This is a genomic window from Variovorax sp. R-27, assembly GCF_049913215.1.
Classification (GTDB): domain Bacteria; phylum Pseudomonadota; class Gammaproteobacteria; order Burkholderiales; family Burkholderiaceae_C; genus Variovorax.
This window is the reverse complement of sequence record NZ_CP183984.1, coordinates 5,269,346-5,281,704: the sequence shown is the minus strand read 5'-3', so window position 1 is coordinate 5,281,704 and position 12,359 is coordinate 5,269,346. Positions and strand designations below refer to the sequence as shown.

Sequence of the window (12,359 nt, the reverse complement as noted above, 5' to 3'; positions counted from 1 at the left end):
ATCACGAGGGACGGGATGTTCAGGACCCCAACGAATCTGTCGCACGCGTCGGCGCGTCGCGACGTGCCTTCCAACGCCGCGCGCTTGCGCCGCTGCCTGACGCGCGTGGCCGCGCCTCTGGCGGGGCTGCTGTTCGCCGCGGCCGCGCATGCCGTGCCGCAGGTGTCGAGCCTTGTTCATTCGCCCGACATCCTTCCCGCCGGCGGCACGGTGACCAGCACCATCACCATCGCCGAGACCGACAGCCTGCCGATCGGTGCGCCGGGCGCCTCCTTCACCTACACGATCCCCCTGAACACCATCTACATGGGTACCGGCACGGTTCCCGTGGGCAGCTGTTCGGCCGACGTGGTTGTAGGCGCAGCCGGCCCGGGCACGCTGACCTGCTCGGGCATCACGTTGGGTGCGAACCAGTTGCGCGATTTCCAGGTACTGCTGCGCACCACCGTCCAGGGCACGCTGAGCGTCACCGCCGCGATCAGCGGGGGCAGCTCGAGCGAAACCAAGATCATCACGGTGAACCAGGGCGCCGACGTGTCGGTGGCCATCAACGCACCGGCCACCGCGCCGAGCGGCAGCACGGTGCCGATCGTCTTCACGCTCACCAACAACGGCCCCGACACCAGCTCGGGCTCGACGCTGACCTATTCCATTCCCACGGGGTTGTCGGTCTCGGGCTCCGGCCTGCCTTCGGGCTGCTCGATCAGCGGCAGCCTGCTGACCTGCAACGTGCCGGCCACGCCGGCCACCACGGGCAGCAACACGCGCACCTTCACCGTCAACGGCGTGGTCACCGCGGGCGCGGGCTCCACCATCACGCACCAGCCGGCCGTGGTGTCGGCGGGTTCGATCGGCGATGGCGTTTCCACCAACAACAGCGCCACCGCCAACACCACCGTGACGGCGGGCTACGTGCTCGCGCTCGCCAAGAGCCATGACGGCGGCCAGCTGCTGGTGGGGCAGCGCTTCAACTTCCGCCTGAGCCCGAGCTTCAGCGGCACCGCTCCCACGGGCGTCACGCTGAGCGACACGCTGCCGGCCAACTTCACGATCCAGCCGTTCTCCGCGGGCGGCGGCTGGACCTGCTCGGTCGCCGGCCAGACGGTCAGCTGCACGCGCACCGACATCGGCGGCACCGGCGGCGCCAACGTGGCGCTCGGCGACATCCTCATCCCCGTGATCGCCTCGTCTGCCGGCACCGGCGTCGTCAACCAGGCCACCGTGAGCGCGACCGGGCCCATCGCCAACTCCGCCACGGGCAGCGTGCCCGCCGACGTGGCGGTCTCCGCCACCGACTTCCGCGCCGACAAGCGACGCGGCTGGCCGCAGAACAACGTGCCGCTGGGCCAGGCCTTCGACTACCAGGTCGGCAGCACCAACCTCGGCAGCACGCGCCTGCTGGCGGGCAGCACCATCCAGCTGGTGGACGACCTGCCGGCCGGCGTGCAGATCAACAGCGTCACGCAGCGCGACGGCTACACCTGCACGGTGACCCAGGGCGGCACCACCGTCGTCCCGACGCCCGCCACGCCGGTGCCCGGCCCCGCGACCGTGACCTGCACGCGCACGCTCGCCGCCGACATCGATGTCGACCTGTCGAACGGTGCCAGCGCGCGCAACGGCGGCTACATCATCGTGAACGCCACCATCCCGGCGCTGCCGTCGGGCGGCGGCCAGATCGTCAACAGGATGTGCGTGAACGTGGCGTTGCCCGCGAGCGCGCCCACGCTCGGCACCGACCCGGACGCCAACACCGGCAACGACTGCGTGAACCTCGGCACCGGCGTGGACGACGTCGCCACCGCCGCTGACGTGAAAGTGCTCAAGCGCGTGGTGGGCATCGGCGACAGCGCCGGCAACCGCCAGATCGCGGGCCAGCCCGTCACGTGGGAAATCGAGGTGGTCAACACCGGTCCTTCCGAAGCGCAGAACGTGGTCGTCACCGACGCCTTCGCGCAGGTGATCGGCGCCGGCAACGTCACGCAGACCGCCAACGGCGGCACCTTCGCAGGCTCCTGCGCGCTGCCGGCCAACGGAGGCGGCTTCGGCCAGGCATCGCTGTCCAACTGCACGCTGTCGACCCTGCCGGTATGCCGCGCGAGCACCGACGCCGCCAGCGCGCTGCCGCTGTGCCCGGTGATACGCGTCGTTGCGTCGCACTACGGCGACGGCCGCTCGGCCACCGACCACGGCTTCGAGATCAACAACACGGCGAACGCACTGGCGGTCACGCCGGCCGACCCGAACCTGGCCAACAACGACGGCAGCACCATTGCCTACCTCGTGGCGCGCAGCGACGTGACGGTCACCAAGTCGGCCAGCCCGGCCTCGGTGCCGGTCGGCCAGCTGCTCACCTACACACTGACCGTCGTCAACCGGAACGTACCGGACAGCCTGAGCCGTGCATACGCCGTGAGCGTGACCGACACGTTGCCGGCCAACCTGATGTTCCTCACGGCCGTCGCCTCCGGCGGAGGCACTTGCGGTACGACACCGGTCACCACGCAGCCCACGGGCACCGGCACCACCAACAACCAACTCGTGTGCAGCTGGAGCTCGCTCAACCGCAACGTGCAGCAGACCGTCACGGTGCGCGTGCGGCCGCTGTACGCGCTCAACGGCACCGCGGTGACCAACGGCGCGCACGTTGCCACCGACACGCCCGAGCTGCTCAGCACCAACAACGACGCCGCCGTGCCCGCGACCGTCACCGCGCCGGTGTACGACCTGGTCGTGACCAAGCGCGACGACGCCGACCCGGTGAACGTGGGCGACGACGTGGGCTACACCATCACCGTGTCGAACAACAGCGCGTCGACGGCGGAAGACGTGCGCCTGATCGACACGCTGCCGCTGCCCGGTCCCGGCGGCGAGACACCGCCCACGCTGGTGTCGGTGAGTATTCCGTCGAATGCCCCGACGGGCACCAGCTTCGCGCTGGCCGGCGGCGCAGCCATCGGCTCGGCCGGCGGGCAGATCGTGTTCACCATCCCGACGCTGGGCGGCACGGGCCCCACGTCCACCGGCGAGCTCAGTTCGCTGCAGTTCCGCGTGGTGCTCAGGGGCACGTCGCGCGGCACTTTCCAGAACAACGCGAAGGTCGACTTCTTCGACGCCACGCGCAATGCCTTCGACACCGTGCAGGGCAACAACGCGGTGGCAGAGAACACCACCTTCCGCTTCAAGGCCGACGTACAGGTGGTCTCCAAGGCCGCCGTCACGACCGGCACCGCCACGCCGCTGGCCACCGTGTCGTCGGCCCAGACCTTCGACTGGCTCGTGCAGCTGCGCAACAACGGCCCCGACAGCGCCGAGACCACCAGCTTCACCGACACGCTGCCCGCGCCGCTGGTGCTGACGGGCACGCCGGTGTTCACCGTCACGAGCGGCGCCTTCACGCCCGCCGCGCCCACCTGCACCGGCGTTGCCGGCGGCACGGCCGTGAGTTGCGCCATCACCTCGATGCCGGCCAACGGCACGGCCACCGTGCGCATTCCGGTGCGCTTCAGCGGCGCCGCGCCAGCCAACGGCACCGTGCTCACGAACCGCGCGCACATCGTCACTACCGGCTCGGGCGACACCAACGGCGGTGCCGATCCGGACGCCGGCAACAACTTCAACGACGGCCAGATCACGGTGCAGAACAGCGCGCTGTCCGGCCGCGTGTACGAAGACCTGAACGGCAACGGCCTGATCGACAGCGGCGAGCCCGGCATCGCCGGCGTGACCATGCGGTTGAGCGGCACCGACAGCTCGGGCAACGCGGTCGTCATGACCACCACCACAGACGCCAACGGCAACTGGGGCTTCACCGTGCCGGCGGGCACCTACAGCGTGGTGGAAGACCAGCCAGCGGCCTACCAGCCCGGCATCACGCGCGCGGGCACCGTCAGCGGCGTGGGCAGCACGGTAGGCACGGTCCCGCCCGGCACCAGCAACGGCCCGAACGGCTCCAATGCCAACCGCATCGACAACATCGTGCTCGGCACGGGCGGCGCTTCCACGGCCAACAACTTCGGCGAGGTACGCGCATCCAGCCTGGCCGGCCGCGTCTACCAGGACGCCGACTACAACAACGCCGCCAGCGCGGGCGACCCCGGCATCGCCGGCGTGACCGTCACGCTCACCGGCACCGACATGTTCGGCAACCCGGTGTCGCTGACAACCACCACGGCCACGACCACCGGCAACTATGCCTTCAACAACCTCACGCCCGGCAGCTACACGCTGACTGAAACACAGCCCGCAGCCTTCGCCGACGGCAGCGACGCGGCCGGCACCGCCGGCGGCACCGCAGGCAACGACGTGGTGAGCGCGATCGCGCTGCGCTCCAACGTCACGGGTACCGGCTACGACTTCGGCGAGCTGCTCACCCGCATCACGACGCGCGTGTTCGTCGACGCCAACAACGACGGCGTGCCGCAGGCCGGCGACACCGGCATCCCGAACGTCGAGCTGCGCCTCACGGGCACCGACGCCGCGGGCAACGCGGTGAACATCCTGGCCGTGCCCACCGGCACGGTCGGCAGCTACGAGTTCCGCAACGTGCCCCCGTCGGGCGCGGGCGGCTACACCATCACCGAGACGCAGCCGGCCAACTACGCGCCGGGCAAGGCCAACAACAACGGCCAACCCGGCACGCCGCAAGGCGGCGGCAACGTCATCACCGGCGTGACCGTCTCGGGCACCAGCGTGCCGACCACGCAGGGCGAATACTGGTTCGGCGAGCTGCTGCCCGGCGGCATCTCGGGCCGCGTGTACTACGACCGCGACGGCAGCGGCGCGCAGGGCGCGCCGGCCACCGAGCCGGGCTTGGCGGGCGTGACGATCACGCTCACGGGCACCGACGTCAACGGCCAGACGGTGTCGCGCACCACCACCACCGACGCCAGCGGCGACTACAGCTTCCCGAACCTCGCGCCCGGCAGCTACACCGTGACCGAGACGCGGCCCACGGGCTACCTGCCCGGCATCACGCGCGCCGGCAACGTCAGCGGCGCGGGCAGCACGCCCGGCGCCGTGCCGACCGGCGGCACCGGCGTGACCAACGGCCCCAACGGCTCGACGGCCAACGTCATCCAGAACATCGTGCTTGGCGCCGCGGGCTCGGGCTCGGCCGGCAACAACTTCTCGGCGGTGAAGCCCGCGAGCCTCTCGGGCTACGTGTACGCCGACGTGGCGCCGTCCAACGGCACCAAGGACAGCGGCGAGCCCGGCATCGCCGGCACCACCGTGCGCGTCACCGGCACCGACTTCCAGGGCAACGCCGTCGATCGCACGGTGCAGACCGCTGCCGACGGCCGCTACCTGGTCGACGCGCTGACGCCCGGCATCTACCAGATCGACGAGACGCAACCCGCCGGCGTGGCCGACGGCCCCGAGTCGCTCGGCACTGTTGGCGGCGCCGCGCGCGGCACCGTCAACCCCGGCGGCACCAACGACCGCTTCGGCGGCCTCGCACTGGTCTCGGAAGACGTGGGCATCGACTACAACTTCGGCGAGCGCGGCGGCCAGATCGCCGGCTGGGTGTACGTCGACACCAACAACGACGGCGTTCGCCAGCCCACCGAGGCCGGCATTCCCGGCGTGACGCTCACGCTCACCGGCCGCTCGGCCAGCGGCCTGGTGGTGAACGCCACCGTGGTCACCGACGCCAGCGGCCGCTACGTCTTCACCGGCCTGCTGCCGGCCGACGCCGCGGGCTACACCATCCGCGAGACGCAGCCCGTGACCTATGCCGACGGCCTCGACGCCGTGGGCACGGTCGAGGGCGCGGCCACCGGCACGCTGGGCAACGACGTCATCGGCGCCATCGCGTACCGCGGCGGCAACGGCGACAACTACAACTTCGGCGAACGCGGCGCATCGCTGGCGGGCACCGTCTACAACGACGCCAACCGCAACGGCACGCGCGAGCCGCAGGACTTGCCGATCCCGGGCGTGACCATCACGCTCACCGGCACCGATGCCGCGGGCCAGCCGGTGACGCGCACCGCCGTCACCGACGCCAACGGCCGCTACGAACTGCCCGGCCTGCCGTTGCCCGGCAGCGGCGGCTACACCGTCACCGAGACGCAGCCCACGGGCTACGACGAAGGCATTGCCGTGCCCGGCACGCTGGGCGGCACCGCGCAGGGACCGAACCAGATTCGCGTGAACTTCACCGGTCTGGACGCCCACGGCACCGGCTACGACTTCAACGAGCACAGCAACCAGCCCGCCTCGCTCACCGGCACCGTGTGGTTCGACCAGAACCACAACCGCACCCGCGAGTCGGGCGAGGGCCAGGGCGAAGGCTGGACGGTCGAGCTGCTGCGCTGCGCCGACGGCGGCAACGCCTGCGCGGAAACCGCGGCCACCGTGCTCTACACCGTGACCACGAGCGCCAACGGCAGCTACCGCTTCGGCGACCTCGTGCCCGGCGAATACCGCGTGCGCTTCCGCGCGCCCGACGGCCGCGTCGTGGGCGGCGTATGGCCGACCGATGCGTCGCAGAACGGCGCGGGCGGCCCGTATCCCACGCCCGCTGCGAGCGATCCGCGCTTCACCATCAAGGTGCGCGTGAACGCGGGCGCCAACGTGCAGAAGCAGGACCTGCCGTACGACCCGGGCGGCGTGGTGTACGACAGCGTCAGCGGCACGCCGGTGCCGGGCGCCGTGGTGCGCCTGGTCGGCCCGCCCGGCTTCGATCCCGCGCAGCACCTGCTGGACGGGCGCGACACCTACACGACCGGCCCCAACGGCTACTACGACTTCTTCCTGCTGCCGGGCGCACCGGCCGGCGACTACCGCCTGGCCATCACGCCGCCGGGCGCCTACCTGCCGTCGTCGATGTACCCGGCCGCGGCCGGTGCGCTGGGCACGCAGTCGTGCGCGGCGCCCGCCAACGGCCCGGCACCCGCGCAGACCAACCCCTGCGTGGTGAGCCCCGGCGCGGCGCTGGTCACCGGCGCGGGCTACTACCTGATGTTCAAGATGCCGGGCGGCGGCGGCCAGCACGTGGTGGCCAACAACATCCCGCTCGACCCGTCGGACGCCACGCTCATCGAGCTGCGCAAGACGACATCGAAGCTCACCGTGAAGAAGGGCGAGCTGCTGCCTTACCGCATCACGGCGCGCAACACGCGCGGCAACCCCGTGCCGGGCGTGGCCGTGGTCGACACGCTGCCGCCGGGCTTCCGCTACATCCAGGGCTCGCTCACCGTGCGCACCATGCCCGGCGGCGTGGCGCTGCCGGTGGTGCCGCAGATCAACGGCCGCCAGGTTGTGGTGCCCGGCCAGAACTTCGCGCCCAACGAGACCAAGGAATACCTGATGGTCGCGGGCGTGGGGGTCGGCGTGGGCGAGGGCGAGTTCGTCAACCAGGTCGTCGCCCTGCAGGGCGTGGGCGGTCGCACGCTGTCGAACCTTGCCACGGCCACCGTGCGCGTGGTGCCCGATGCGCTGTTCGACTGCACCGACGTGATCGGCAAGGTCTACGACGACAAGAACGCCAACGGCTACCAGGACGACGGCGAACCCGGCCTTGCCAACGTGCGCATCGCAACGGTCAACGGCGTGCTGGCCACCACCGACGCCGAAGGCCGCTACCACATCGCCTGCGCCGCCATTCCGAAGGAAGGCACCGGCAGCAACCTGGTGCTCAAGCTCGACGAGCGCACGCTGCCCTCGGGCTATCGCACCACCAGCGAGAACCCGGCGGCCGAGCGCGCCACGCGCGGCAAGGTGCTGAAGATCAACTTCGGCGCCACCGTGCACCGCGTGGTGCGCCTCGCGCTGCAGGGCGCGGCCTTCGAAGACGGCAACAGCGCGCTGCGCGCCGGCTTCGCGGGCGAGCTCGACCGCACCGTGAGCGTGCTGGCCGAAAAGACGGCAGTGCTGCGGCTGGCCTACAAGGCCGCTCCGGGCGAGCCCGCATCGCTGGGCCGCCAGCGCACCGACGCGGTGAAGGCCGCGGTGCTCGCGCGCTGGAAGCAGCTCGGCGAACAACGCGCCGGGCGCAACGAGCCGCCGCTTTTCAACCTGGACATCGAGGTCGAGCTGGTGCCTGCCACCGCCGCCTCGGACGAGGCGAAGCCATGACCCGCCCACAGACACCGAACCCGATCCAGCGAGCCGACATGAGAAGAAGAAAGACGCTTCCGAAGCGCATGGCCCTTGCAGGCGCCGTGACCGCCGCCTGCCTGAACATGGGGCTGGCCGCCGCGCAGGAGACCGCGGTGCGCGGCCGCATGCTCGACCAGGCCACGGCCGACCCGCGCGCCGTGGATATCGACGGCGCACGCCGCCTGCCGCGCAGCAGTGAGCGCGAGCTGCCCAAGGCCACCTTCGTGCTCGGCGATGCGGTCGAGCCCCGCGCGGCGACGGCCGCCGTGGCCGCATCGCCCGCCGAACGCAGCAACACCAGCACGCCGCATTTCGACTCCGGCGCAGACGGCCTGCTGCCCGCCGACCGCGCGCAGCTCGACCGCATCGCCGACCAGGTGAAGGGCCGCGACGGCCTGCGCTTCGAGATCGTCGGCCACACCGACACGCAGCCCCTGAGCGCGAAGTCGCGCGAGCGCTTTGCCGACAACCACGCGCTGGGCCTGGCCCGCGCGCAGCAGGCCGGTCGCTACCTCACGCAGCGCCTGGGCCTGCCGGAGGCCGCGGCCTCCGCCACGTCGCGCGGCCCCGATGCACCCGTGGCCACGCCTGCAACTGACCCCGCCAACTGGGCCGCCAACCGGCGCGTGGAAGTGCGCGTGTACTGGCGCGATGCTGTCGTTGCGCCGGCACCCGCACCAGCCGACCCCGGCGTGTGCCGCACCTTCACCGCCTTCGGCACCGACGACGCGCCGCTGCGCCTGAGCGTGGACGGCCAGCTGCTGTCCGCAGACGGCAAGCTCCCGTCCGCCGAAGGCACGACGAGTGCCGACCGCCAGCGCTGCGTCGACGTGCAGCTGGAGCGCAACCAGCTGCGCCTGCAGTACGACAACCTCTCGCAGCCGCGCCGCCTGAGCGCCAGCGCATGGCCCACCACCGTGGTGGCGGGCGACACCGTGCGCTTCGCCGGCTACAGCAACTACCTGCTGTTCACCAGCAAGGCAGAACTGCGCGTGTTCACCGCCAACGACGTGATGCAGCGCCGCCTCGTCGCAACCGTGCCGCTGGACGCCGCATTGCGCGGCGAATGGCAGGTGCCCGAAGGGCTGCTGAACCGCCTCGCCGAAGGCGCGAGCGGCAAGCTGTACTACCGCGTGCGCGTGTACGACCGCCAGGGCCGCTTCGACGAAACCGACGACCTCTCGCTCACGCTGGCCCAGCGCCACAAGCCCGAGACCGGCACGCCGCCCGACCCGGTGCGCGAGCTGCTGCGCGGCTATGGCCAGAACAACATCGCCATCGCCAACATTCCGTTGAGCGCGGGCACCGTTACCGCCAGCGGCGCGGCCATTCGCCCCGGCGAGAGCGTGCGCGCGCTCGGCTTTGCGGTGCCGGTGGACGAGAGCGGCCGCTTCGTGTTCCAGCAGCTGGTGCCGCGCCGCGTGCAGACCGGCGAGATCGCCGTTACCGACGCTCAGGGCGCCACGCGTGCCTACCGCCGCGACTTCGAACTGCCCGCGAGTGACTGGTTCTTCGTGGGCCAGGCCGACCTCACCGTGGGCAGCAACAGCGTGAGCGGCCCGGCCGCGATCATGACCAACGACAAGAACCGCTACGGCGGTGGCGGCTGGAGCGAAGGTCGCATTGCCGGCTATGCGAAGGGCCAGCTCAACGACCGCTGGACGCTCACGGCCAGCGTCGACACCGAAGAGCGCCCGCTGAAGGAGCTGTTCCGCAACCTCGACCGCAAGGACCCGACTTCGCTGTTCCGCCGCTTCGACCCCGAGGATTCGTGGAGCACCTTCGGCGACGACTCCACCACCATCGAGGACGCGCCCACGCAGGGCCGCTTCTACCTGCGCGTGGACGACGGCCGCTCGCAGGCCATGTGGGGCAACTTCAAGCTCAACTTCGGCGACACCGAACTCACCCGCGTGAGCCGCGGCCTCTACGGCTTTCATGGCCGCTACCTGGGCGAGGAGTCGACCGCCTTCGGCGAGGCGCGCCTGAAGGTCGACGCCTTCGCGGCCGAGCCCGGCACGCTGGCCGCGCGCGAGGAATTCCGCGGCACCGGCGGATCGCTCTACTACCTGCGCAACCAGGACATCACGCGCGGCGCCGAGCGCGTGACGCTGGAGATCCGCGACAAGGACTCCGGCTTCGTGCTCAAGCGCACGCAGCTCGTGCCGAGTTCCGACTACGAGATCGACTACCTGCAGGGCCGCGTGCTGCTGTCGGCGCCGCTGCCCAGCCTGTCGGACGACGGCTCGCTGGTGCGCGCCGGCGGCTTCACCGGCATGCCGACCTACCTGGTGGTGGACTACGAATACACGCCGCTGACTTCCTCGCTCGACACGCTCGCCGTGGGCGGCCGCGTGTCGTGGTGGGTCAACGACCACGTGGGCGTGGGCGTGACGGCGTCGCGGCAGGACCAGATCGGCGGCGACCAGCGCCTGGCCGGCGCCGACATCACGCTGCGCAAGACCGAGAACACCTACTTCAAGGGCGAGTTCGCGCGCAGCAAGGGCCCGGGCACCAGCCAGCTCGACTCGCTGGACGGCGGCTTCAGCTTCACGGGGCGCAACGGTGCCATCGGCAACACGCTGGGCAACGGACCCACCGGCAACGCAAACGCATGGCGCCTCGAAGGCCAGGCCGACCTGGGCGACTTCGACATCCGCGGCGGTGGGCGCGTGAGCGCCTACGCGCAGTCGCGCGACGCGGGCTTCTCGGCACCGGGCCAGTACGCGAGCAACGCCACGCGCCAGACCGGCGTGCAGGCCACCGTGCCCTTCGGCGAGAAGGGCCAGAGCGGCGCAGGCGAGCTGCGCCTGAAGGCCGACCGCCGCGACGAGCGCGACGGCTACAACAGCAGCGTGCTCGACGCGCAGTACGCCCTGACCCTGTCGCCCGAGTGGAAGCTCGGCCTCGGCCTGCGCTACGACGACAAGACCGGCGACGCGCTCATCACCAGCCCGTCGCTGCCGACCACGCAGGCGGTGTCGGGCGAGCGCGCCGACGCAGCCGTGCAGCTCGAATACACCGGCAGCGACCGCTGGAGCGCCTACGGCTTCGCGCAGAAGACGCTGCGGCGCACCGGCACGCGGCTGGAGAACGACCGGCTGGGCTTCGGCGGGCGCTACCGCGTCAACGACAAGCTCGCGCTGCGCGGCGAGGTCTCCACCGGCGACGGCGGACTGGCCGGCAAGGCCGGCGTCGACTACCAGTACGACGACCGCTCCAACCTCTACATGACCTACGTGGCCGACACCGGCCGCACCGACGAGAACCTCATCGGCCGCGGCGGCAGTCTCGTGACCGGCGTGCGCTCCCGCGTGGGCGACGGCCTCACCATGTTCACCGAGCATCGCCAGGCCACCGGCACGCAGCCGGGCCTCACGCATGCCTACGGCGTGCAGTACGCGCCCGACACGCGCTGGACCTTCGGCGTCAACTTCGAGAACGGCTGGATCGGCGCCGAGACCCTGGGCGCCACGCGCCGCGAGGCCGTGGCCTTCACCACCGGCTATTCGAGCGAGCGCATGAAGTACAGCGGCGGCCTCGAATACCGCAAGGACCGCACCACGGCCGAGACACGTACCAGCTGGCTGGTGAAGAACTCCTTCAGCTGGAAGGTGGACGACGACGCGCGCTGGGTCGGCAAGTTCAACTGGGCCGACAGCGACAGCACCACCGGCACGCTGGCCGCCGCCAAGTACACCGAAGCCATGCTCGGTTACGCGCTGCGCCCGGCGCTGAACGACCGGCTGAACCTGCTCTTCAAGTACACCTACCTGTACGACCTGTCGTCTCCGGGCCAGGTGGTGTCGGGCGGGGTCGACTCGAGCCTGGGCACCGTGTCGACCACCGGCATCGACTACCAGCAGCGCAGCCATGTGTTCGCGATCGACGCCACCTACGACATCGACCCGCGCTGGACCCTCGGCGGCAAGTACGCCTGGCGCCGCGGCGAACTGCGCGCGAGCCGCGACAACTCGTCGCCGTGGTTCAAGAGCTCGGCCGAGCTTGCCGTGCTGCGTGTCGACTGGAAGCTGGTGCGCAACTGGGACTGGATGCTCGAGTGGCGCACGCTGCGCGCCAAGGAACTCAAGGACCGCAAGAGCGGCTGGGTCACCGCCGCGTACTACCACGTCAACGAGAACCTGAAGGTGGGCGTGGGCTACAACTTCACCGACTACTCAGACAACCTCACCGACATGAGCTACCGCAGCAAGGGGTGGTTCCTGAACGTGCTCGGCAAGTTCTGACGAAGC

Annotated in this window: 2 protein-coding genes; both read left to right on the top strand. The window is 70.9% G+C overall.

What is annotated here, in order from left to right; genetic code table 11:
• The first annotated feature begins 15 nt into the window (after nt 1-15).
• A complete protein-coding gene (locus ACN9MV_RS24675; RefSeq protein WP_426389917.1) occupies nt 16-8,082 on the top strand; it encodes an SdrD B-like domain-containing protein in 8,067 nt (2,688 codons plus the stop codon).
• Nucleotides 8,079-12,353 (top strand): OmpA family protein, encoded by a 4,275-nt coding sequence (locus ACN9MV_RS24670; RefSeq protein ID WP_426389916.1) that lies wholly within the window; start codon nt 8,079-8,081, stop codon nt 12,351-12,353. Before ACN9MV_RS24675 ends, ACN9MV_RS24670 begins: the two co-directional genes overlap by 4 nt.
• Nucleotides 12,354-12,359 lie beyond the last annotated feature (6 nt).

Coding starts and splice junctions, on each gene's coding strand:
- ACN9MV_RS24675 (WP_426389917.1), top strand. CDS start 16: ATGTTCAGGACCCCAACGAATCTGTCGCACGCGTCGGCGCGTCGCGAC.
- ACN9MV_RS24670 (WP_426389916.1), top strand. CDS start 8,079: ATGACCCGCCCACAGACACCGAACCCGATCCAGCGAGCCGACATGAGA.